General features: G+C 40.0%; 29 protein-coding genes. 2 read left to right on the top strand and 27 right to left on the bottom strand.

The window, feature by feature from the left end; genetic code table 11:
* Positions 1–115: 115 nt before the first annotated feature.
* From aroH to WAX46_RS08210, 19 genes are all read right to left on the bottom strand, one after another.
* Positions 116–499 (bottom strand): chorismate mutase, encoded by a 384-nt coding sequence (gene aroH / locus WAX46_RS08300; protein WP_336493638.1) that lies wholly within the window; start codon positions 497–499, stop codon positions 116–118.
* On the bottom strand, positions 496–1587 hold the full coding sequence (aroB, locus tag WAX46_RS08295; protein WP_226567927.1) for a 3-dehydroquinate synthase: 1092 nt from the start codon (positions 1585–1587) through the stop codon (positions 496–498). Before aroB ends, aroH begins: the two co-directional genes overlap by 4 nt.
* Positions 1587–2759, bottom strand: coding sequence for a chorismate synthase (gene aroC / locus WAX46_RS08290; protein ID WP_226567926.1), 1173 nt, complete (start codon positions 2757–2759; stop codon positions 1587–1589). The genes aroB and aroC overlap by 1 nt, the downstream gene beginning before the upstream one ends.
* A gap of 72 nt (positions 2760–2831) precedes the next feature.
* On the bottom strand, positions 2832–3611 hold the full coding sequence (locus WAX46_RS08285) for a CheR family methyltransferase (protein ID WP_336493637.1): 780 nt from the start codon (positions 3609–3611) through the stop codon (positions 2832–2834).
* A gap of 140 nt (positions 3612–3751) precedes the next feature.
* The gene (gene ndk / locus WAX46_RS08280; protein WP_336493636.1) at positions 3752–4198 is read right to left on the bottom strand and encodes a nucleoside-diphosphate kinase; all 447 of its coding nucleotides are present in this window, start codon (positions 4196–4198) and stop codon (positions 3752–3754) included.
* Positions 4199–4327: 129 nt separating this feature from the next.
* Entirely contained in the window at positions 4328–5290 is a 963-nt protein-coding gene (gene hepT / locus WAX46_RS08275; RefSeq protein ID WP_226567923.1) for a heptaprenyl diphosphate synthase component II, read from the bottom strand.
* A 24-nt stretch (positions 5291–5314) separates the two neighbouring features.
* The gene (locus tag WAX46_RS08270) at positions 5315–6019 is read right to left on the bottom strand and encodes a demethylmenaquinone methyltransferase (protein ID WP_226567922.1); all 705 of its coding nucleotides are present in this window, start codon (positions 6017–6019) and stop codon (positions 5315–5317) included.
* A 3-nt stretch (positions 6020–6022) separates the two neighbouring features.
* A complete protein-coding gene (locus tag WAX46_RS08265) occupies positions 6023–6790 on the bottom strand; it encodes a heptaprenyl diphosphate synthase component 1 (protein ID WP_226567921.1) in 768 nt (255 codons plus the stop codon).
* Between the two features lie 114 nt (positions 6791–6904).
* Positions 6905–7135, bottom strand: a complete 231-nt coding sequence (gene mtrB / locus WAX46_RS08260; protein WP_226567920.1) for a trp RNA-binding attenuation protein MtrB — start codon at positions 7133–7135, stop codon at positions 6905–6907.
* A 23-nt stretch (positions 7136–7158) separates the two neighbouring features.
* Complete coding sequence (gene folE, locus WAX46_RS08255; protein WP_226567919.1) at positions 7159–7728, bottom strand: GTP cyclohydrolase I FolE; 570 nt, start codon at positions 7726–7728, stop codon at positions 7159–7161.
* A gap of 190 nt (positions 7729–7918) precedes the next feature.
* Positions 7919–8197 (bottom strand): non-specific DNA-binding protein Hbs, encoded by a 279-nt coding sequence (hbs, locus tag WAX46_RS08250; RefSeq protein ID WP_226567918.1) that lies wholly within the window; start codon positions 8195–8197, stop codon positions 7919–7921.
* A 371-nt stretch (positions 8198–8568) separates the two neighbouring features.
* Positions 8569–10047, bottom strand: a complete 1479-nt coding sequence (gene spoIVA, locus WAX46_RS08245; RefSeq protein ID WP_008344534.1) for a stage IV sporulation protein A — start codon at positions 10045–10047, stop codon at positions 8569–8571.
* A 205-nt stretch (positions 10048–10252) separates the two neighbouring features.
* Positions 10253–10978, bottom strand: coding sequence for a hypothetical protein (locus WAX46_RS08240; RefSeq protein ID WP_336493635.1), 726 nt, complete (start codon positions 10976–10978; stop codon positions 10253–10255).
* Between the two features lie 18 nt (positions 10979–10996).
* Complete coding sequence (locus tag WAX46_RS08235) at positions 10997–11200, bottom strand: DUF2768 domain-containing protein (RefSeq protein ID WP_008344530.1); 204 nt, start codon at positions 11198–11200, stop codon at positions 10997–10999.
* Positions 11201–11465: 265 nt separating this feature from the next.
* A complete protein-coding gene (locus WAX46_RS08230) occupies positions 11466–12503 on the bottom strand; it encodes an NAD(P)H-dependent glycerol-3-phosphate dehydrogenase (protein ID WP_226567916.1) in 1038 nt (345 codons plus the stop codon).
* A 14-nt stretch (positions 12504–12517) separates the two neighbouring features.
* The gene (gene der, locus WAX46_RS08225; RefSeq protein ID WP_336493634.1) at positions 12518–13828 is read right to left on the bottom strand and encodes a ribosome biogenesis GTPase Der; all 1311 of its coding nucleotides are present in this window, start codon (positions 13826–13828) and stop codon (positions 12518–12520) included.
* A gap of 160 nt (positions 13829–13988) precedes the next feature.
* The gene (locus WAX46_RS08220) at positions 13989–14183 is read right to left on the bottom strand and encodes a capping complex subunit for YIEGIA (protein ID WP_008344527.1); all 195 of its coding nucleotides are present in this window, start codon (positions 14181–14183) and stop codon (positions 13989–13991) included.
* Between the two features lie 6 nt (positions 14184–14189).
* Complete coding sequence (locus tag WAX46_RS08215) at positions 14190–15074, bottom strand: YIEGIA family protein (RefSeq protein WP_336493632.1); 885 nt, start codon at positions 15072–15074, stop codon at positions 14190–14192.
* Positions 15071–15664, bottom strand: coding sequence for a YphA family membrane protein (locus WAX46_RS08210; RefSeq protein WP_226567913.1), 594 nt, complete (start codon positions 15662–15664; stop codon positions 15071–15073). Before WAX46_RS08210 ends, WAX46_RS08215 begins: the two co-directional genes overlap by 4 nt.
* Before the next feature lie 127 nt (positions 15665–15791).
* Between WAX46_RS08210 and WAX46_RS08205 the strand changes: the two genes are divergently transcribed.
* On the top strand, positions 15792–15923 hold the full coding sequence (locus tag WAX46_RS08205) for a YpzI family protein (protein WP_226567912.1): 132 nt from the start codon (positions 15792–15794) through the stop codon (positions 15921–15923).
* A gap of 29 nt (positions 15924–15952) precedes the next feature.
* Here WAX46_RS08205 and fni read toward each other — a convergent pair whose 3' ends face one another.
* The 8 genes from fni to prsW form a co-directional block, all read right to left on the bottom strand.
* A complete protein-coding gene (gene fni, locus WAX46_RS08200) occupies positions 15953–17008 on the bottom strand; it encodes a type 2 isopentenyl-diphosphate Delta-isomerase (RefSeq protein WP_336493631.1) in 1056 nt (351 codons plus the stop codon).
* A gap of 14 nt (positions 17009–17022) precedes the next feature.
* Positions 17023–18174 (bottom strand): 30S ribosomal protein S1, encoded by a 1152-nt coding sequence (gene rpsA, locus WAX46_RS08195; RefSeq protein WP_226567910.1) that lies wholly within the window; start codon positions 18172–18174, stop codon positions 17023–17025.
* Between the two features lie 223 nt (positions 18175–18397).
* Positions 18398–19075 carry a (d)CMP kinase gene (cmk, locus tag WAX46_RS08190; RefSeq protein ID WP_226567909.1) on the bottom strand — a complete coding sequence of 226 codons (678 nt, stop codon included), beginning with the start codon at positions 19073–19075 and terminating at the stop codon, positions 18398–18400.
* A 71-nt stretch (positions 19076–19146) separates the two neighbouring features.
* Positions 19147–19329: a DUF5359 family protein gene (locus WAX46_RS08185; RefSeq protein ID WP_099681003.1), complete on the bottom strand. Its 183-nt coding sequence runs from the start codon at positions 19327–19329 to the stop codon at positions 19147–19149.
* A 63-nt stretch (positions 19330–19392) separates the two neighbouring features.
* Positions 19393–20040 carry a flagellar brake protein gene (locus tag WAX46_RS08180; protein WP_336493630.1) on the bottom strand — a complete coding sequence of 216 codons (648 nt, stop codon included), beginning with the start codon at positions 20038–20040 and terminating at the stop codon, positions 19393–19395.
* A gap of 102 nt (positions 20041–20142) precedes the next feature.
* On the bottom strand, positions 20143–21492 hold the full coding sequence (ypeB, locus tag WAX46_RS08175; protein ID WP_226567907.1) for a germination protein YpeB: 1350 nt from the start codon (positions 21490–21492) through the stop codon (positions 20143–20145).
* A gap of 16 nt (positions 21493–21508) precedes the next feature.
* Positions 21509–22426, bottom strand: coding sequence for a spore cortex-lytic enzyme (gene sleB, locus WAX46_RS08170; RefSeq protein WP_226567906.1), 918 nt, complete (start codon positions 22424–22426; stop codon positions 21509–21511).
* A gap of 132 nt (positions 22427–22558) precedes the next feature.
* Positions 22559–23215, bottom strand: coding sequence for a glutamic-type intramembrane protease PrsW (prsW, locus tag WAX46_RS08165; RefSeq protein ID WP_226567905.1), 657 nt, complete (start codon positions 23213–23215; stop codon positions 22559–22561).
* Between the two features lie 194 nt (positions 23216–23409).
* Between prsW and WAX46_RS08160 the strand changes: the two genes are divergently transcribed.
* Positions 23410–23598 (top strand): transposase (locus tag WAX46_RS08160; protein WP_336493159.1); only part of this gene is annotated, 189 nt, incomplete at its 3' end.

Below are 23598 nucleotides of genomic sequence, written 5' to 3'. Positions count from 1 at the left end.
GTATCGTATCTCTGCTCAACTCTACTCATCTCAACTACCCTAGTCTCATTCTCATCTTCTCTATGCTTGTAATGCCGTTTACACCTGTGTGTAAACTTCGACTGTTCATATCGTATTATAATTGCTTGTTTTTTGTCAACTGTAAATCAGGACGAAGCGTGACGGCTTCTTCCAAGTACACATGATGTATGTCTTCCTGCTTTGTATCTGTTTGGACGGTCATTAAAACGCGAATGCATTGATTTAGACCGCCATGAATGTCCAGCTCCTGCATACAAGTGACAGGAACATACGTCCAGCCCTCAAACTGACGAAGTGCTTTTGCCGGAAAAACGGAGTGAATATCTTGTGTAGCAGAAATTAAGATCTGCACGACACGTTCTGGATCTACTTGGTTTTTTGAAATGATGGCTTCTAGCAGCTGTTTCGTTTTGTTTAACACTTCTTTTTCTGTATCTTCTGTCACAGTTGTAGCCCCACGTATCCCGCGAAACATCATAGACATCCATCCTCCCGTTTCCATTCTTCAAGCCAGTAATGCAGCTCTTCTTTCGTGAAAGATTGCAAGGTAACGTCTCCAACCTGTTTTAATAAAACAAATTGAACATGGCCACCTCTTGCCTTTTTATCACCAATCATGCGATCGACAAATGTTTTAGTTGAAATATCTTGCGTGACTTGTACTGGAAATCCTAGTTCTTTCATCCATTCTTTCATATCCGAACGATTGAGGGAAAGTCCTAATTGCTTTTCGCTCACATATAAAGCAAACTGCATACCAATCGCAATAGCATCCCCATGAGTGATGGCGCCATATCCATACTCCGCTTCAATGGCATGCCCAAGCGTATGGCCTAAATTTAAAAATGCACGCACGCCTTGTTCCTTTTCGTCTTCTTGGACAATCGACGCTTTTACTTGAATCCCTTGATACAGTATATGTGACAGCTCGTCTTTTGATAATTCCTTTAGCGAACGAATGGTCATAAGCTCTGATAAAAAGTCTTCACTTGAAATCAGCGCATGTTTGATGACCTCAGCAAAACCCGATCTCAGCTCAATTTGAGAAAGTGTCTCTAGCATACTGGTATCATAAATCACAGTTCTCGGCTGATGAAACGCGCCAATTAAATTTTTACCTAGCGGATGATTGATTCCTGTTTTTCCACCCACTGCACTGTCATGTGCAAGCAAAGTGGTCGGAATTTGAATAAAATCAATACCTCTCATATAAGTGGCAGCAGCAAAACCAGCCAAGTCTCCAATCACACCGCCTCCTAGCGCAATGACGCACGAGGAACGATCAAGCTGAAATTGAATGGCTTTCGTATGAATATACTCAAACTGCGCAAAAGATTTCGATTGTTCTCCGTTTGGTACAACCACTTTTTGCACAGACCACTTCTGCTTCAGTAATTGAACCATTTCCTCTCCGTAAATGGCATCAACTGTTGAATCTGTGATAATCAAGAGCTTAGTAAAGGAGCACCCAGTGGAAGTAATCAAGTCTAGGATATTTTGTCTAATCCCATCACCGATATATACAGGATAAGTGGCTGAAGACGTCTTCACTTCCAGTGTTTTCATTAAAACTCCCTCTGAAGCTGACGCATTTTTTCAATATTTTCTTTAATGCGATCAATTTGGTCAAGACCAAACTGCTCAACGACTGCATTGGCAATTTCCCAAGCCACGACTGCTTCTGCAACAACGCTTGCGGCTGGAACAGCGCAGCTATCAGAACGCTCAATACTTGCAGAGAAAGGTTCTTTTGTTTCTATATCAACGCTTTGAAGCGGCTTATAAAGAGTTGGGATTGGTTTCATGACCCCTCTTACGACAATCGGCATGCCGGTTGACATTCCGCCTTCAAGACCGCCTAAGCGATTCGTTTTTCTTGTATAGCCCTTTTCTTCATCCCAAATAATTTCATCATGAACGTCACTGCCATTTTTAGAAGCTGCCTCGAAGCCAATACCAAATTCTACACCTTTAAAAGCATTGATACTTAGGACAGCACCAGCAAGCTTGCTGTCTAATTTGCGATCATAATGAACATAGCTTCCAACTCCAACTGGCATGCCTTCAACGATGACTTCCACAATGCCGCCAATCGAATCGCCGTTTTTTTTAGCTTCGTCAATGGCATCCATCATTTTTTGACCTGCTTCACTGTCATAGCAGCGAACGGGTGATGCTTCTGTTACCTTTTGCAAATCTTCAATAGACTCATATGCGGTATCAGCTGCTTTCACTCCACCAATTTCAAGGACGTGACCAGCTACTTTGATCCCAAGATGAGCTAAAATTTGTTTCGCTACCGCTCCTGCTGCCACGCGAACCGTTGTCTCACGGGCTGATGAACGCTCTAATACGTTCCTCATATCACGATGTCCATATTTAATCGCACCATTTAAATCCGCATGCCCTGGTCTTGGACGAGAGATTTGACGCTTCATTTCACTTTCTTCTTCTTCAGTGATAGGCTCTGCACCCATCACCTTTGTCCAGTGCTTCCAGTCATTGTTTTCAACGACAAGTGTAATAGGAGAACCTAATGTTTTCCCGTGGCGAACACCACTCAGCACTTTCGCTTGGTCTTTTTCGATCAGCATTCTTCTTCCGCGGCCATGACCTTTCTGTCTTCTAGCCAGTTCATAATTGATGTCATCCTGCTCTATATAAAGTCCCGCTGGAACTCCTTCAATGATTGTGGTCAGTTGTGGACCATGTGATTCACCTGCTGTTAAGTACCTCATGACTCAATCTCCCTTCATCGCATTAACGCTTTTAAGTAAAGCTATAATAACACATCTCCTAGATAAAATCAGCTAGATACCCTTTTTTTGATAAAAGAAAGTATCAGCAGATGTCAGTCCAAACTTTTCCGGGTGAAAAATTTGTTCTGTGGAACCAACAAATAAAACCCCATTTTGTTTTAAACTACTGCTCATTTTCAAGTAAATTTCTTCTTTCGCGTCTTCTGTGAAATAAATAAGTACATTTCGGCAGACAATGAGATCGAGCTGTTTTTCATATGGATCTGCTAAAAGGTTGTGCTTTTTAAATTGAATGTGCTTTCGAACCTCGTCCTTCACAGTGTAAAATGAAGAATCTTCTTTTGTGAAATATTTTTGTTTGATTTGATCTGGCACCTCTTGCAGGGAGCGTTCGTGATATGTCCCTTTTTGTGCTGATTGCAGGACTTTATCATCAATATCTGTTGCGATAACTTGGAAGTTATTTACAAGAGGATGACTTGAGAGTAGCATCGAGAGCGTATAAGGCTCTTCGCCTGTCGAACATGCTGCGCTCCATATTTTTAAACTCCCATCGTTTTTTGAAAGAAGGGGAAGGATTTTTTGATCAAGGACTTCCCAACGCTGATAGTTTCGGTAAAATTCTGACACATTAATTGTCATTCGGTCCATCGTTTCATCTAACAGCGCTCTGTCCTTTTCAAGAGCAGATGCGAATGCTTCAAAATCTCTAAATCCTTTTTTATCATAAAGTGACGTTAATCGTCGTTTCATTTGTGCTTCTTTATATAAATGAAGATCAACCCCGGTTAGTTTTTTCCATTTTTCAACAAATACTTGATATTGATTCATCAATGTCCTCTCCCGTCTCATATCTTTGTCCTAGTATAGCTGTTTTTATCAAAAATTTGCATCATCTCATGCGAAATTTCTTATAGAAATCAATATAAAAAAGCCAAAGTGCTCACTTGATGAACACCTTGGCTTGAACATTAATAAATCCAGCTTGAAATTGTTTGATCCCAATTTGTGAGTTCTTCTTGTTTAAAGAATAGGTTAATTTCTCTTTCGGCACTTTCTGGTGAGTCTGAGCCATGGATAATGTTCTTTCCAACGGTTAATCCATAATCTCCTCTTATTGTGCCAGGCAGTGCTTCTTTCGGATTTGTTTTACCGATAATCTGTCTTGTCACATCAACTACCTGTTCACCTTGCCATACCATTGCAAAAACAGGTCCTGACGTAATAAAGGAAACCAATTCCCCGAAAAATGGTTTTACTTTATGTTCTCCGTAATGTGTTTCCGCTACTTCTTTCGGAATACTCATTAGTTTTGCACCAACAAGCTTAAGCCCCTTTTTTTCGAATCTTGACACAATTTCACCGATTAATTGTCTTTCAACACCATCAGGCTTGACCATAAGAAATGTTTTGTCCATATGCTTTTTCCACCCCGTCATTATGTATGTATAGGCTTACATTGTTACAAAGTGATCTTATCATTTTTTTTTATCATAATCAATTTTTGACAAAAAATTTCACAAAAAAACCAATCAACTAGAAGTTGATTAGAATTTTCGTTTTCCAATATATTTGGCAATGGAGGATAAGGATGTCTTCGCTCGTCCCTGCGGAAGCTTGTCTAGCTGTTCAAATGCTTTTTTCAAATACATTTCACTCACTCGATTAGAACGGTCGATCGCATCTGTTTGTTTTAGACTTTCAATCACAGGCTTCAGCTGCTTTTCGGTCGTTTCACTATTAATCAGCTTCAATTGACCTTCTAGTGTCGGACTCATCAGTGCATATAAGACTGGGAGTGTTACATTGCCTTGTAAAAGATCTCCGCCAACAGGCTTGCCTAGCGCTTCTTCAGTTGATGTAAAGTCAAGGACATCATCGATGATCTGATAGGACATGCCGACATAGTATCCAAACCAGTAAAGGGCTTTATGTGTTTTTTCATCTGTGCCTGCTGCAATCGCACCTAATTGACAGCTGCCTGCAATAAGCAAGGCTGTTTTTCGCTTGATTCTTCTTAAATATGTACGCAGGTTTTGATCCATGTTGTATTTGTCTTTTACTTGCTCTATTTCACCGAGACAGAGCTCAACGACCATTTTTGACAAAATTTCATGTGCCATTGGGTGGTTGATTTTAGTCATGTACTCAAGCGATCTTGCAAATAAGTAATCCCCTGTGTACATGGCAATTCTGTTATCCCATTTTGCTTTGATGGTTGGCTTTCCTCTTCTCAGTTCTGCATCATCAATGACATCATCGTGAACAAGCGATGCCATATGAATCAATTCCAAGGCAACGGCTACATATTTAATTTTATTAATATCATAGTCGCCAAACATACCTGAAAGGAGAACAAAAACGGGGCGGATTCGTTTTCCGCCCGCTTGTAGCAAATGAAGCCCTGCTTCACTTAATAATGCATAATCAGAGCGAACTGTTTGTTCAAGCTCTTTTTCAATTATATCTATATCATGATTTAAAAAAGAGATCATTGCTTTTAGTTTCATTATCTTCACCCAAATATCGTTTATTCAAAGCTTCTTTCCGATATGTGTTGCTGCTACACCGCCTGTAAATGGATGATACGAGACATCAGACAAACTTGCCTCTTCGAAAAGAGCCGCCAGCTCTTTCATGCCAGGGAACGTTTTGGCTGATTCTTGAAGCCATGAATACTCCTGATAGCTCTTGGCAAACAGCTTACCAAAAAGCGGCATAATGTATTTGAAATAGACGTGATACCCTTGTTTAAAGCCCATTATCTCAGGCTGTGATGTCTCAAGGCAGACAACCATTCCACCAGGCTTCACCACTCTTGTCATTTCCTTTAACACCGTTAAGTAATCAGGGACATTTCGAAGACCAAAACCGATCGTGACATAATCAAATTTGTTATTATCAAAAGGAAGCTCCATTGCATTGCCGTGGAGCAGTTCAATTTGATTGTAGCCCCCTGTCTTCACCTTCGTTTCTCCAACACTGAGCATATTTTTACTGAAATCAAGGCCTTTAATCTCACCTTTTTCTCCTACAGCGTCTGCAAGTGCAATGGTCCAATCTGCTGTTCCGCAGCACACATCTAATGCTTTAGCTCCTTTTTGGACATTCATGAGCTTCATTGTTTTATCGCGCCACTTTTTATGCTGTTTAAAGCTGATGACAGAGTTCATTTGATCATAGTTTTTATAAATTTTTTCAAACACACCGTGTACTCGCTGTTCTTTTGATTGCTGCATGACTTACCCTTCTTCCACTTTCTGATGATACGTAGGCTCATTTTTCATATGATCCAAGCGATTTAATAGCTCTTTTTGAACGACCGGAGATGAAACAAGATACTTCTTGATCGTCAGTTTGGCTTGCTCGTAGCCTTTATTCTCAAAGTTGTCAAAACATGTATAGGCGTCCGTATAGCTATCGTTCAAAAAAAGTTTTAAATGTTTGTCATCTTCTGCTTGTTTCATAAAACGCTTATAAACAAGGAAACGACTTGCAATCTCATTCCAATGCGTTATTTGAAAGTACTCAGAAATTCTTTGGAATAGCGCCGACTCCACTGTGGCCACACTTTTGTAAAAGTGCGCTGCATCTTGAATGGACCGATCATACAGTCTAATTTTATGTTCATTTATCTCTTTGATCGCCGTGGCGAGAGTGCGGATCATGTAAATATCTTTCATATCAGATAGAAGAGAATAATAGAGACCGCTGAAATAGTCTCCTGCTAGGATGGTTAGCTGACGATTTTTAAATTCGTCTTGTTTGATGGCTGCTGCAGTTGTGACTTCGTCATGGGTATCAAGGGCAATTTGCACAAGCATCGCCGTTAAAATATAATTTTCTTTTTTCTTTGCATCAATTTGAGCTTCGTCAAACATTGCATGAAAAAGAAGGATCTTATCTTCATCGATGAGTGGCGCACGCAAATGCTTGGCCAAATAAGGATGAGAAAGCTTTTTATTTAATTTTATATTTAGATTAGATAAAATTCCGTAGATGTCTTGCAAAGATATCACCCTTGTCCCAAAAATTACAGTTTATATGTAGCTCTGCACATCGTATAGAGCTTTATTATACCACATCGGCTCTCACTTTTATGCTATCAAGTGCATGCTTGTGCTTTATTTCTTTGCCTCGCTTTGAATTTCACCGAAGCTTGTTTGAATGACAGCATCGCCTCTTACTTTAATTGCCGACGTATGCTCAGTAAATTGTGCAATAATGACTTCACCTTTATCGAGTTTTTCGGAATGGTGAAATCTTGTATCAGATCCTCTAGTTAAGCCGATTACGTTTACACCATTATCAATGGCTTTAATCACCACAAACTCAGATGCTTTATTTTCACTCAATCTGTTCACCTTCCATCTATTGTTTAGTCGTTTTTAATAAAGGAAAGCACTTCTGCTCTTACTGCCGCATCATTTGCAAATGTGCCGCGCACTGCTGATGTCACCGTTTTAGCGCCTGGCTTTTTCACTCCGCGCATCGTCATACACATATGCTCTGCTTCAACGACAATCATCACGCCATGCGGATTTAGTATTTCCACCATACTATCTGCAATAGTTGATGTAATGCGCTCCTGAAGCTGCGGGCGCTTTGCCACGGCTTCCACTGCTCTTGCAAGCTTGCTAAGCCCTGTTACTTTTCCTCCACGCGGAATATAAGCGACATGGGCTTTTCCATAGAAGGGTACAAGGTGGTGTTCACACATTGAATAGAAAGCAATATCTTTTACAAGTACGAGCTCTTCATGATCTTCACTAAAAATGGTTTTAAAATGTTCTTTTGGATCTTCATTTAATCCCGAGAACACTTCTTCATACATTTTTGCTACTCGTTTTGGGGTATCAAGAAGTCCTTCACGCTCTGGATCTTCTCCAATTGCTTTTAATATATCGCGTACAGCGTGTTCAATTAGTTCTTTATTTATTTCACTCATGTATTATATCCTCCAAAGGCGATTACATTTCATTCAGATTCTAGCACACTTCAGATCCTAAAAGCAAAGGAGATCGTTCTAAACGAACATTTTGATTCAAAAGGAAAAGCCCCTTATCGAAGGGGCTTTTCTAGACCAGTGTGAAACTGTATATGTATAACTCCTTTTATAGGAACATTACACATAACGATTATTTACCTGCCACCGCGTCTTTAAGTGCTTTACCTGGTTTGAAAGCAGGTACTTTGCTAGCAGGGATTTCGATCTCTGCACCAGTTTGTGGGTTACGTCCTTTACGAGCTGAACGCTCACGTACTTCAAAGTTACCAAAACCAATAAGTTGGATTTTGTCACCATTTTTAAGTGCATCTAAAATTGTATCAAAAACAGAATCAACTGCTTTTGTCGCGTCTTTTTTAGATAACTCGCTTGATTCAGCAACCGCGTTAATAAGTTCTGTCTTGTTCATGCCTTTCACCTCCTCCCAAAAATATGAATTCAGTAGATTGTTATCATTTCTTCACAATTCTTCTTCTTTCTATACACTTTCTTTGAAAAAAAGCATCTAGAAAGCGTTATACATGGCTTTTCATGTAGAAAACATCTCTTTGAAGGAATGTTTGTCCAACAAAGTGAAGATTTTCTGTAAGTAGATTAACACATATGAAATACCATATCAAGCATTTTAAAGGGAAGAATCCTTATTTGTCAAGGATTAAGGGCACTTTTGCGAACGAACATTCCTAATTTTAGTTGAATCTGACTAATCTTTATACAATTGTCTTTTGATGACTCATTCAACACGAAAAAAAGACCCCTATCAATGAGAGGTCTCACATGTTATAGAATAATCGCGATCAAACCGCCTGATCCTTCGTTGATAATTCTTTCAAGCGTTTCCTTCAGCTTATATCTTGCATTTTCCGGCATCAGAGATAGCTTTGCTTGAATTCCTTCCCTGACAAGGGAGCTGAGGGAACGACCAAATATATCTGAATTCCAAATGGAAAGCGGGTCATCTTCGAAGTCTTGCATTAAGTAGCGGACGAGCTCTTCACTTTGTTTTTCTGTTCCAATAATTGGTGCAAACTCGCTCTCTACATCGACCTTAATCATATGAATAGATGGAGCAACTGCCTTTAATCTCACACCGAATCTTGATCCTTGCCTAATGATTTCTGGCTCATCTAAACTCATATCTGACAAAGCTGGAGCTGCAATCCCGTAGCCAGTTTGTTTCACCATTTTTAATGCATCTGAGACTTGATCATATTCAGTCTTCGCATGAGCAAAATCTTGCATGAGCTCAAGAAGATGGTCTTTACCCCTAATTTCCACACCAACCACTTCTTTTAAAATGTGATCATATAGATCATCCGGCGCATACAGGTCAATTTCCGCAATACCCTGACCCATTTCAATACCTGCTAACCCCGCTCTTTCAATAAAGTCAAATTCACTGAATTGACCAACGACGCGGTCGACATCTCTTAATCTTTTAATATCCTTTACGGTTTCTTTCACTGAATCCTGGTAGCTCTCTCTTAGCCAATGATCTTCTTTTAACACCATAACCCAGCTAGGCAGGTTCACATTCACCTCAAGCACTGGGAATTCATATAATGCTTCACGAAGAACACTGAGTACATCTTGTTCTCTCATACTTTCTACGCTCATGGCGAGTACAGGAATATCATATTTTTGACTGAGTTCCTGCCGCAGTGCTTCTGTTTCAGGATGATATGGTCTCACGGAGTTGATCACCATAATAAATGGCTTTCCAACTTCTTTGAGTTCGTCAATCACACGTTCTTCTGATTCAATATAATCGTGTCTCGGAATTTCTCCAATTGATCCATCAGTCGTAATCACAACACCGATGGTTGAATGCTCTTGGATGACCTTGCGTGTACCAATTTCCGCTGCTTCATGAAACGGGATTGGTTCCTCATACCACGGCGTGTTGATCATTCTCGGTCCATTTTCATCTTCATACCCGCGGGCACCAGGAACTGTATACCCTACACAATCTACAAGCCTGATGTTAACATCAAGTCCGTCACTTACGTGAATAGATGCCGCTTGATTTGGCACAAATTTTGGCTCTGTGGTCATAATGGTTTTTCCTGCTGCGCTTTGCGGCAATTCATCCTGTGCTCTTGCACGATCCGCCTCATTATTGATATTCGGGAGCACCACGAGCTCCATAAACTTTTTAATAAACGTAGATTTCCCTGTACGAACAGCTCCAACGACTCCTAAATATATATCGCCTCCTGTTCGTTCAGCGATATCCTTGAAAATATCGACTTTTTCCAAGTGATCCCCTCCCGGACTTGCTATCCTCGTTTTCAAATAAGATACTCTATACTTCAATCAAACTGTGCTTGAAAGGTGTCAGGACAATATATGTGTATGACGTTGTCCCATTTGAATATGACACCTTTTTTGTTTTGAGAGTATGTTTAGCCATAAAAAAACCTTTCTCCTCATTTATATGCAGAGGAAAAAGGTTCATTCTTGTTTATGACGTCTTTTTTTCTAAAAAGGCAGGCTCATCTTTTTTATTGATTGTATATGGGACAGAAAATGCGGGTACAAATGGGGTTTCCTGCCAATATACATCTTCAATGTTTTCGCCTGGTTTCAGCTTTTGTTTCGCATTTTTCAAAATTTGAGCAAAATCACTGCGATAGTCAACATAGATTTCGCCTTTTGATGAAATCAGTAATGGAAGTGAATGTCCCGTGACAGGGCTCATCACAGTAGGCGGCGCCTTTAATCCTAGTTTTTTTTCATTTAACGTATATAAATCTTTGGACACAACTTTCCCATATGGCGGATATGTATGTTCGTCTTGATATATTTTGATCCTTAGACGTAATTCACTGATGGTTTGCGTCATTTTGACATCAAGCAGTTTCACCGTTGGGTTTTTTTCGACGTCAGTGAGGACAAAGATATATTCCCCCCCGCCTTCAAAAGATGTAGACGGTACATCGTGTAAATACCTTGGAGACAAGCGCTTAAAATCGATGACATACTTTTGATAAACAGGCGTGTCTGCTTCTTTTGTTTCAATTGGCAAAAGACCGTTTGTTTCTTTTTGAAAATTTTCAATCGCTGCCTGCACACTTTGCAACTGCTCCTCGTAGGGCACCCTGTTTTCAGCTTTACGTTTCTCTGGATAAAGACATCCTGTAAGTAAAATAAGTGTTAACAATATGACACTGACTTTTCCTTTGATCATCACATTCTTCCTTTTTCTTTATTCATTAACCGGCCCGCTAAATACAACTAAAAACACAATGATACCTGATATGAGCATCAAGCTATACGCAACGGTCGAGGCTGTTATTTTAAGAAATCGGCTTTTCAGCTTAAACCTACTCAAATAAATGGTTACTACGGCTAAAAACATGAGCCCCATAGAACCAAGCGCAAACCACATCTTGATTAAAGCAAAACTCATCCTGCCTATCCCCTCTCATAACGAACGAATTGTAAGCGTTTATGTTTCATTCTAAACCAATAATAAGTAAAATATCAATCATTTTTCCAATCATTCGGGAAAAGTGAATAAAAAAACTGAAGCAAAGAGGGGGACTCCGCTTCAGTCATTAGGTCGACTATTTTTCCTCATTCTGTAGAGGCAAAGCTCTATCCAAACTTCATTGTTATGTTATGCAAGTCTTCCCCTTCTTGCATCCTCTACACGCCTAAGTTCAGTCTTCCAATTACTTTGTTTGGTTTTCGAACATGTTCACAAGATCTTCCATTTCATGTGTTTTCACACGTGCCATTAATGATTCTACAGCATCGTCTACCTTTTTCCCTTCAAACAGGACATGGTAAAGCGCTTCTGTAATTGGCATGCTGACCTTATATTCTTTGGAGAGCTGGTAAGCGCCTTTGGTTGTGCGGACGCCTTCTACCACCATCCCCATTTTCTCAAGGACTTCTTCTAGCTTATATCCTTTACCGAGTAAATTCCCGCAGCGCCAGTTACGTGAATGGACACTTGTACATGTGACGATCAAATCACCTACGCCCGTTAAACCGGCAAATGTAAGAGGGTTTCCTCCCATTTTTGTACCAAGGCGTGCGATTTCAGCCAGTCCTCTTGTGATGAGTGCCGCTTTCGCATTGTCACCATATCCAAGTCCGTCTGTAATCCCTGCTGCAAGAGCAATGATGTTTTTAAGTGCTCCTCCAATCTCCACACCAATGACATCAGGGTTTGTGTACACTCTAAAGTTGTTGTTCATGAACAAGTCTTGAACAAATTGAGCGGCTTCAATATTTTCTGATGAAACGGTTACGGTTGTCGGGTGACGCAATCCTACTTCTTCGGCATGGCTCGGTCCTGATAGGACGACCACAGCTTCTCTTTGCTCAGCTGGAACTTCTTGTTCAATCATTTGAGAAATTCTTAGCAGCGTATCTGGTTCAATCCCCTTACTAACGTGAACAAATGGCACTTTTGACGAGATAAACTCATTTGCCTGCTTCAATACTTCACGTATAGCCTTTGTTGGAACAGCGACGATAATAGCCTCTGCGTTCTCTAAAGCCTGTTTCATATCTGTTGTGACCTTAATAGACGCTGGTAGCGTGACATTTGGCAAGTAATCATGATTTTCATGTTTTTCATTGATTTGATCAATCAATTCTTGTCTATGTCCCCACATGTGTACATCATGATGATTATCAGCTAATACAAGCGCAAGAGCTGTTCCCCAGCTTCCGGCTCCAAGTACTGAAATTTTCTTCATCCTGCTCACCCTTTTTATTTTCTTGCTCTCGCAAATATTTTAATTGGTGTTCCTTCAAAACCAAACGCATCCCTAATTCGGTTTTCTAGAAAACGCTCATAAGAAAAGTGCATAAGCTCTGGATCGTTCACAAACACAACAAAGGATGGCGGCTTAATCGCCACTTGTGTTGCGTAGTAAATTTTCAGACGCTGGCCGTTATGGGTCGGTGTTGGATTCATTGCAATGGCGTCCATGATAATATCGTTCAGAATATTGGTCTGAACACGCATCGCATGATTCTCGCTAGCTGTAATGATGGACGGCATTAAGGTATGAATTCTCTTTTTCGTTAGAGCAGACATGAATAAGACTGGTGCATAGTCAAGGAATTGAAAATGCTCGCGAATGTTTTGCTCAAATTCCTTCATTGTACGCTCATCTTTTTCAACAGCATCCCATTTGTTCACAATGATCACAACGGCTTTACCAGCTTCATGTGCGTAGCCGGCAATTCGTTTATCCTGCTCAATAATCCCCTCTTCACCGTCAAGAACAACAGCGACTACATCAGAGCGGTCAATCGCTTTTAGTGCACGAAGTACACTGTATTTCTCTGTGGTTTCATACACTTTCCCTTTTTTTCTCATCCCTGCTGTATCCACAATGACAAAGTCACGCTGATTGTACGTAAACATCGTATCAACAGCATCTCTTGTTGTACCAGCGATGTTACTTACAATCACACGGTCTTCCCCAAGCATGGCATTGACCAAAGAGGATTTACCTACATTTGGCCGCCCAATTAAGCAAAACTGTACCACTTCTTCATCATACTGGGTATCTGGAAAGTTTTTAAAATGCTCTGCCACTGCATCAAGCAAATCACCGAGGCCTAGCCCGTGCGTTCCAGAAATCGGATACGGTTCGCCAAAGCCAAGTGAATAAAAATCATAAACGTCGCTTCTCATTTCAGGGTTGTCCAGTTTATTGACAGCAAGCACAACTGGTTTTTTTGTGCGATATAAAACTTTTGCGACTTCTTCATCCGCAGATGTCACGCCGTCTCGGCCATTGACCATAAAGATAATGACATCCGCTTCATCCATTGCGATCTCAGCTTGATGGCGAATTTGCGCCAAAAACGGCTCATCTCCAATATCTATTCCACCAGTATCTATTAAATTAAAGTCATAATTTAACCATTCAGCAGAGTTATAAATTCGATCTCTTGTTACACCAGGTGTGTCTTCTACAATCGATATTCTTTCGCCTGCGATTCGGTTAAAAATTGTAGATTTTCCAACGTTGGGCCTTCCAACAATGGCTACGACAGGTTTACCCATAGTACCCTTCCTTTCAATCCAGCGCGATTCAATATGTTCATCATCATGTTTCAACCGGGATTTAAAATTTTCATTCAGTTTGTTATGAAATAAACCCTTCAAACATGAAGGGTTCAACTTATATATTATATCAATTTTTAATCAGACCACAATGAATAACTTAAAAATGTTTGACAATTAAGTAAAGATCTTCTCCAATTCCGTGTGCAATGCCGTCCAAAATCGCCTCTAAATTCATCGCATACATATCGAGCTCTTCTTTATTTTCACAGAAAAAAACCGCTGTTCCTCCTATGACTCGCTCTTTATTTGTTGTAGCCACAGCCAATATAAATTGCTCTATTGTATTCGCCATTTCTCTTTACCTCGCTTTCTTTTTAATGAAATCCGTCGGCATTCTAATAGCATTTTCTAAGATCGGCACCTCTTCTAATACACGAACAGCCAGATCTTCACGTTTCCATTGCGGTAAAATGAACACGCCAAGGGTGCCATTATTCAGATCGCGTTTTGCTAGCGGACAAAGCGATGGTTCACCAGAGTCACGATACACGCCAAGTACATTCGATAAATCAAATAAAATTGCTTGTCGCTGCCCAAGGTTTGCAATCGTTGTGGCTGAGTTAAAATTCTTTGGGGTTAAGATAAAGCCCATTCCATAGTCTAAAATAAGTTTCTGCTTTTCAGGAAGCCCGATATTCATAATGTAAATATCATTCACATAAAGCCCCGCCCCGTCAAAACGAAGTTCGCCTTTTTGAATATTGACGATATCCTTTAGTTGGCTGCCAGACATTAATAGCTTTGCCATGAAAAAACAAAGAACACCGACCACTGTCCCAATAACGAGAGAGAAGAAAATACAGGCTGTCGTTGTAATGAGTGAAGTGAGAATGGCAATATAATTTCGACTTTCAAAGGCGATCGCAATGCCTTCAATATATGTACTACCTCTTGAGACAAGTTCATACGAATCCATTTGGGTTAAAGTATTTCTTTCCATATTTCGCACATCACGAAATTGCGTGGCTGCCAATGTCAGAAAAGTAATCGCGGTGAATTCCTCCTCAATCAATGCAGGCATAATGATCGCACCAAGCCCTGATGCGATAAAACCAAGCGAAATGTGAATCACTTGTCCATGTATATACGTGGGATATTGCCGATAATCTGTTCTTAGGATATAAATTCTGGCCGCCATCCCAAAGATGACACCAATAATCACAGGAAACGTGTAATCCGTCATGTTGATTTTGCAGCCCCTTTTACTGGTTTTCTGGATGAACGGGTACTTAAGAGCTTTTCAAGCTGGCCTACACCTAATAGGAAAATGGCTCCTTGAACAACAAGAGAAAGAAACGAGAGATCTCCAATAATAATCGATGATGTGAGGCGATGAATCGTGAGAGAATAAAGAGTTTCTCCGAGACACGCAGACATCATCCATAAAGTGATTCGTTCCGTCAACTGATGTCCATATGTCAAACACATCAAGATCAGCAAGGCAAATACAACCCAGTCCACCTTTATTATCGTGAACCAAACAGGGTCATATAATTCAAAAATCATAAAAAAGCTATACGCGCTTATCATCGAACATAATTGCATGATTTTGACGATTCCATAGCCAGGCTGGAATATAACAAAAGCAACACAAGCATATAAAAAAGTCATCAAAAACCCTGCATTGATACTGAAATCAAAAATGGATATCATGAAATGACTGAAAATAATATGAACAAGTACACACACTGCCAGCACATTGCGCCATGTCCTTTTTTCCATAATAAATGTCACCATAATCCAAACGAACCATATTGACCAATAATAGTACATTGCCTCCAACCTCATCACCTCAATTACATTATGGGAAAATCTCCAGTTTTTAAACGTGTGAAGCGTTACGGGCTTTGTATGAAATAAACAAGAGGTGACACCCTAATCATTGAGGAGGGATGTATGGATGGGTAAGGATAGACAGGAAACACGCCTAAAGGCATCAAGAAGAGTTGAATCTGATCGAGATCAATCAATTCGTCATAAAGGGGCAACAGCATTAGAAGATTCAGATGACGCTCGAAAAAGAAATCAATAAAAAAAGGCATGTGATGATCACATGCCTTTCTACCTTGACCTTAAGCTATAATACATTGTATCCACGCCTCTCTCTTTCAACCAATGACTCGTTTCACCTGAGATCACAATCGGTGTTTGTCTCAGCTCCTGTATGGTCCTTGCACCTAGCACTGTCATCATCATCTTTACATCTTCTTGAAGATCAAGAATATCAGTGATAAGGCCGCTTTCTCCTCCTCTGGTAAGTGATTTCAGGAAAAAGCCAGCTAATCCAGCAGCGGACGCACCAAGAGCGATTGATTTTGTCACATCAAGAGCATCTTGAATCCCTCCAGAGGCTAAAACCGTTTGATCTTGAAAGGCCGTGTGTACTTCAGCAAGACTCGCTGCAGTTGGAATCCCCCAATGGTCAAAATAACGAAGTGCTTTCTGGCGACGAAGGTTTTCGATTTTAGAAAAGTTCGTTCCGCCAAACCCTCCCACATCAACGGCAGTTACTCCCGCATGAAATAACTTTTTTGCCGTTTCCTTGCTCATGCCAAATCCGACTTCCTTTACGACAACAGGCACATCAATCGACTCAGCGATGGCTTCAATGCGTTCAATGGCGCCTCGAAAATCACGATCCCCTTCAGGCATCACCATTTCTTGAATGGCATTTAAGTGAATTTGAAGCATATTTGCCTCAAGCATGTTGACAGCTTCCCGTGCCTGTTGAAGCGTCGCTTCACTGCCTAAATTCGCGAAAACAAGTCCACCAGGATTGACTTTCCGAACAATTTCATACGTACGTCTTTCTTCACGGTCTTTCAGCGCAGCCATTTGGGACCCAACTGCCACTGGAATATTGGTTTCCTTCGCTGCGATGGATAAAGAACGATTGATCTCATAAGTCGACTCTCCACCCCCACCAGTCATTGCATTGATAAAAATTGGCGAACCGAAAGTCAGTCCGCCAATTGTCGTAAGTGTATCAATTTGTGCTGTCGCAAGATCTGGTAGACCGACGTGAACGAAGGAAACATCCTCTAAACCTGTTGCTGCATGCTGGCCAGTCGACAAAGCATGCTCAATATGCTGTTTCTTTCTTTCTGATCGCATCAATTTTGATCACCAAATTATTTTAGTTTATTGAGTTTATCTCCGATCAGGTCACCAAGCTGGAATCCGCTAGTGTTTTCTTCTTTCGCCTGATACTGACGATAATCCTCTTCTATTTGCTTTTCCGGATTTTCTTCTAAATCACGAATGCTTAATGAAATGCGCTCTTCATCTTCATTCACATCAAGCACTTTCACTTTCACAGTTTGCCCTTCTTCAAGGACTTCTTGAGGAGTACCGATATGTTTATGTGAGATTTGGGAAATATGCACAAGTCCTTCTACACCTGGAAGAATTTCAACAAATGCACCAAAGCTCACAAGACGCTGAACGGTTCCTTCAAGTACATCATCTTGTTTTACCTTTTCGCTAATTTGACTCCAAGGTCCTGGTAACGTTTCTTTGATAGATAGTGAGATACGTTCGTTATCTCGATCAACAGCAAGTACTTTCACCTTGACTTCCTGTCCTTCTTCTACAACGTCAGATGGCTTTTCAACATGCGCATGGGATAGTTGAGAAATGTGAACTAATCCATCAATGCCGCCAATGTCAACAAATGCACCGAAGTTCGTCAAGCGCTGCACCTTTCCATCAATCAAACTACCTACTTCAAGCTTTTGGAGGAAGTCCCGCTTTTTGTCTAATTGCTCTTGCTCAACTACTGCACGGTGTGAAAGGATCACACGATTTTTTTCGCAGTCAAGCTCTACCACAATAAGTGAGAGCGTATTTCCTTTGTAGTCTGTAAAGTCTTCTACATAGTGTGCTTCAACAAGAGATGCAGGAATAAATCCCCGTACACCAATGTCTACAACAAGACCACCTTTGACAACGTCTTTTACTTCAGCTTCAAAAACTTCTTTTGTTTTAAATTTTTTCTCTAGGTCTTCCCAAGCGCGGTCTGCATCAACAGCACGTTTCGATAAAATCAAAGCATCGTCTTCGACCTTTGTTACTTTAAGCTCTAACTCGTCGCCATCTTTCACGACATCTGATGCTTTTTCAACGTGAAGACTTGATAATTCACTGATTGGGATGATCCCAGGTTGCTTCACATTGACGATATCTACATTGACATGCTTGTCCTCAACTTTAGAAACAATCCCTTTCACTACATCTCCAACTTCTGGTACCTGAACATCGATTTGATTCATTTCCTCTGTCATTTCGATAACCTCCTTGGTCCAAACCTACACAGCTTAAGTAAAACGGCTGAGCGAATATGTGTCTTAAGCATGATGATTGCCAGCCGAATATGTATTATAGAAACATTCAAATCAACATAATTGCTTGAATGATCAATAAAAATAGTATTAGTATAAACTTCTAATAAAAGGCCTTGTTTGTCAAGAGATAAACCTCTAACTTATAAAAGTTTTCTAAAATTTCTTACTGTTTTTCAACGCAGTCCACTGCATCTAAAATTTTACCTGCCACCTCTTGAATGGAAAGGGAAGTGGTGTCAATTTCAATTGCATCATCAGCCTTCTTCAGTGGTGATATCTCACGCTCAGAATCAAGTTTGTCACGCCTTGCAATCTCTTCGATCAGCTGATCGTAATTGACATCATAGCCTTTTTTCTGATTCTCCTCAAAACGGCGTTTTGCTCTTTCCTCTACTGAAGCAAGCAAGAAGATTTTCACTTCGGCATCTGGAAGAACGTGTGTGCCAATGTCTCTTCCGTCCATCACAACTCCGCCTCGTTTGCCAAGCTCTTGCTGGCGGCGAACCAGTTCCTCACGAACAGTTCTATGTTTTGCTACAATCGATACTTGGTTACTGACATCGTCTGTTCGAATGTCCTCAGTAACATCGGTATGGTCTAGATGTACTTTTTGACCTTCGTTAGTTGACACAAGTTCAATGACTGTCTTTTTCAGTAATACATCAAGTGCCTGTTCATCTTCAAGGTTTACACCATGATTGAGTGCCGCAAGTGTAATTGCGCGGTACATCGCACCTGTATCAATATAAATATATGATTTTTTCGCTGCAACAATTTTTGCTACAGTGCTTTTTCCTGCTGCAGCAGGACCGTCAATTGCGATAGATAATTTCTTTTTCATAATACCTCTCCTTGATTGAATCTACCTTATGAATTGTAACACGATCACCGCTCAAAATGGGGAATTTTCTATCAATCCTTTTGCTTAAACGTCTCAATCCAATCTTCAATGCTCATGTTGTTCACACCCTCATATTGCACGACTTTTGACAAAAACAGTTCCCCTTTCGTCAAATGAAGTGTAATCTGAACGGCTAATAGTAGCACAAGCTGAATCAGTACTGCCTTGAATAACCATCTTTCAATTGTCTTCATACAAAAAGCCTCCACGCTAGATTCTTTCAACTCTAGTATGGAAACTTTTTACACCCTTTATTCTTATGCTTTTTTCACACGTGTTAAAAGCTGCTGCTGGAAGCAGTACTTCATGATGTGTTGCTGGTGGTCATTTGTGATCTCAGTAAACTCCATGATTGCTCTTTTTTTGCCGGTCTGTTCATCTTGATATACACGATTCATCTCTGCAACCGCTTTAATTTTTACTGGTTCTTTGAGCGGTAGTTCAAACTCTGTGATCACTTCACCGTAATCTTTTAGTAAGACGTGTTCTGGAACAGCAATCGCTACGCCGCCAGCACTCATATTCACGATCAATGTGTCAAAGGGCTCTTCATCAGTTTGTGTAATGGTGGCTTTCACCATCGTATCCACTCGCAGATATTCTCTGCGCTGAAGCCGAATCATTTCTTCTTTTGGCGGAATCGAAATGACAATCATCGGAATGTCTTTTTTTCTTTTTCCTATAACTTCGCTTGTACATTTGTATGGAATTTGATTTTCATCGAAAAAGAAGACGGTAATTTCTGTTTGCTGATTTAAATAGATGGTGCGTCCTGTTTCTTTATCTCCTGGATAATTAATGCAAATATTATAGTTATTATTTTCCAAAACTTTCGATTTTGCTGCTTTCACTTCTTGGTTCTCATTGACATATTCAATTGTAATTGTATCCCCTATTTGTAACATTCCTCATCACTCTTTTCATCTGTAAAATCGTACCCTCTCCTATATTAAACCATGTATAAAACAAAAGGAAAAGACTTATTAGTCTTTTCCTCGTTTCCTTTTCTACAGGTCTTTGTATATAGGTTCTGCATTTTTTAGCTTATCTATTCTTTCTTCTTTTCCTGTATTTGCATTAATGAACATCCGGTATGTGTCATTTTTAATTGTTCCAAGGAATTCATAGCAGAGAACCTCCTCTGACATATCATTTTGAACAATGACTAAATGAGTATCCTCGATCTTCACGTGCTTATTCAGTGTCTTCTCAGCTTCTTTTTGCGAGATTTTAGGTGCTTTGATATCGCGTTTTTTATGATTCATTAAGTAGTCTTTCGCTGAGAACCCAACAACCTCTCCATCATCTAGTGCGACTTTCATGCGTATACTATCCGGATAGAGTAGTACATTTTTTTGAAGAGGCACATAGGTAAATACACCGATATTATCAAATTGTGCACTTTCATCTAAATGGAACGATTCCGTATCAAATCCATGCTTCTTTAAGAAGCTTAGTGCTTTTTCAGATGCATCATTTAAGCTGATTTTTTGTTTTTTCACTTCTCGATTCTGAAGAAGATAGACGGGGTGTCCACCTTTTTCAGTCAAGTCTACATAAAAATTTGCTTGGCTATCTGGATCTGACATTGATAAGCTATACACATCTCGATTTGTTTTGCTTCCGCTTTTTCGCACTTTAAAATCTTGATTATGATCAGGTGTAAATTGCTGCGCAATGCGGATTGCTTCCTTTTTTGAAATCTTTTTGCCTTTTAAATGACTGTAGCCTTGCGCTTCTGATTGTGATGATACATTCGTAGGACCGAGATCTACATCCGCAAATGCATCTGCATTGCTTTCAACGGTTTTTAATCCGTCAATGATGGTGTTGTCGTTCTTTCGATCGCCATCAGCTAACGCCATTTCAACATCCATCCATTTTAAATTTTTACTCAATACTAAGTGCTGGACTTGTCTAAGCTCGTTTTGGATATCTGCCGCTTGATCATATAATGCGGTAATGGTTTTATGGGTATCTTTGTTTAATGGTTCGTCTGACAAAGTCTTAACTGACGATTGATAGCTAAAGTCTCCGACATTCGCCAAAAATTCTTCCGTTTTGTTAAAAGGCATCAATGTGAGCGGGAGCTGACTGACATTGTTATGTGCTTCTGATGACATTCTCCATACATCTGCAAGTGCTGGAGAGATCGATGTTTGGCTGTTCATTGCAAGTGTCGATCCAAGTTTATCGTGCAACTGATCGACTTGGTACGTTAAATCGTGGAATGCTCTTTGGTAGTTGTTCTCTGCATGAAGTAGCACCGCATCTTTTTCTTGATGTTCTTTATAGCCCCAGTAACCTGTTGAGATGACAGCAATTCCTAAAATAGCAATCAATATTCCTCTGATCATTTATTTACACCTCTTTTTATTCACAGAAAATATGTTTCCCGATCCGTTTAATTTGTGATCTTCCCCAAACCCATGGGCTTGTTGCTGTATTAGGGTTAAAGTAATAAACGGCGCTTTCAGATGGATCCCAGCCATTAATAGCATCAAATACTGCTTTTTTTGCCGTTTCATTTGGCCTCATATAAAATTGTCCATCTGCCACAGCTGTAAACGCAAGCGGCTCAAAAATGACACCGGCAATGGTATTTGGAAAGGTTGGGCTCTTCAAACGGTTTAAGATGACGGCAGCGATGGCCACTTGTCCTTCATAAGGCTCACCTCTTGCTTCACTATATACTACTTGTGAAAGGAGCTGAATGTCATTATTAGAAAAACCACCTGGCATGTTGGCAGCCGTTTGTTTCGGCGTTTGATTTGCTTTTTTATTGCCTGACTGGTTTCCAGACTTGACAGACGATCTTCTTCCTTTGCTCTGACTTTGTTGCTTCTCTTTTGACCTTTGGGCCGTCTTTTTTGAACTTCTTTGCGCGGGTGCCTTTGTTTGCTGATCAAGCGGCTTCCCGCCATAGTGTGTAAACTGGTTCCCTTTTTGCAATTGCTCCTGCACAAACTCTTTATAGTATTTTGTCTTTTGAACTAATTTGCTTTTTGTTTTTTTACCTACAAGTCCATCGACCTTCTTTAAACCAAACTGACTTTGAAAGTTACGAACGGCCCAGTATGTTCCCCAGCCATAGACTCCATCAATTTTTCCATTGTAAAAACCATTGTATTGAAGCCGTGCTTGCAGCTCGACTACATCTTCTCCTGTTGCTCCTCGCTGAATGACTTGATTAGTGAAGGCTTCACTTTTTTCTGGTGTTATCAGTGAAAACACGAGTAGAACGATTGAGAAGATAAGGACGGTTTGTTTCATGAAACGAGCTTTGTCCATATTTGATCCTCCTGTATTTTTGATGTTTGAATATATGTTTCTTCCGATCCCTATTTTTATACATTCATCACAGGAGGGAATTTGATGAAAAGACAAAAAAACGCCCTATTTTCTTATTGGGCGTTTTCCAATTTAAATTTCCACCATTTTCACCGCGTGAGCTTTTTTGGCTTTCCGCAGGCCAAACCACCATAAAAAAATCATGAAAGGCAGCATAATATATCCCCAGTTTTTCATCCCAAGAAGAATGAAATCATATAAGCCGTGAAAAAGCACAGGCAGCGTTAAAGAAAGGATAAGCCATTTGACTTGCTCTTTTTTAGCAGAGAAACGAGCCTTTCCTATATAAAATCCCATCACCACACCGAACAAAGCGTGACTTGATACTGGTAATAAGGCACGTGTAAAAGCATATTCTACTCCATGACCGACTAAGTAGAGAATATTTTCAAGCGTCGCAAAACCAAGTGAAACACTTGTTCCATAAACAATCCCGTCATAGTGCTCATCAAACTGTACATGCGCATAGACGCTGACCATTAATATAAACCATTTTAATGATTCCTCTAAAAAACCCGAAGTCACAAAAGAAATCAAGATCGGATTAGTTGTAATATGTTCCTCCTGAAGGACATATTGAATAAACATGGTTGGAAACACAAGTATGACACCTAGCATAAAAGATCTGATGACCATGTGAACCGGCTCATTGTCGTACTGATCTTTCAAATAAAAATAACTTAAAAGTGCGATGCCGGGAGCTAAACCTGCTGAGATGATTGCGATCATAATCAGACCTCTTTCCCTACATTATCCTTTATTATCGTACCATGATTTACCCATTTTTTATATGAATGAGCCCATTTTTCATAAAATAACTTTCTATATACTCCCAGTTTAAATAAAAAAGAACTGAATCCAATTGTGGAGTTGAAGTGCACCCCAAATATTAGACACAGTCTAACATTTGGAGGTGCTTTTCTTTGGCTAAATTTACAATTGAAGATAAAATCAAAGCGGTAAAACGATACCTCATTGACCGTGAGAGCTTGCTTAGAATTGCAAAACAGATTGGCGTGAACAAAAGTATACTTCAATATTGGGTCAGAAAGTATCAATATCATGGCGAAAAAGCTTTTTCAAAGTCATATACAAATTATCCAGTCCGATAT

This window comes from Bacillus sp. FJAT-53060 (genome assembly GCF_037104745.1).
Taxonomy (GTDB): domain Bacteria; phylum Bacillota; class Bacilli; order Bacillales; family Bacillaceae; genus Bacillus; species Bacillus stratosphericus_B.
Note: the sequence above shows the minus strand (reverse complement) of the source record. Positions and strands in the feature narration are given on the sequence as shown.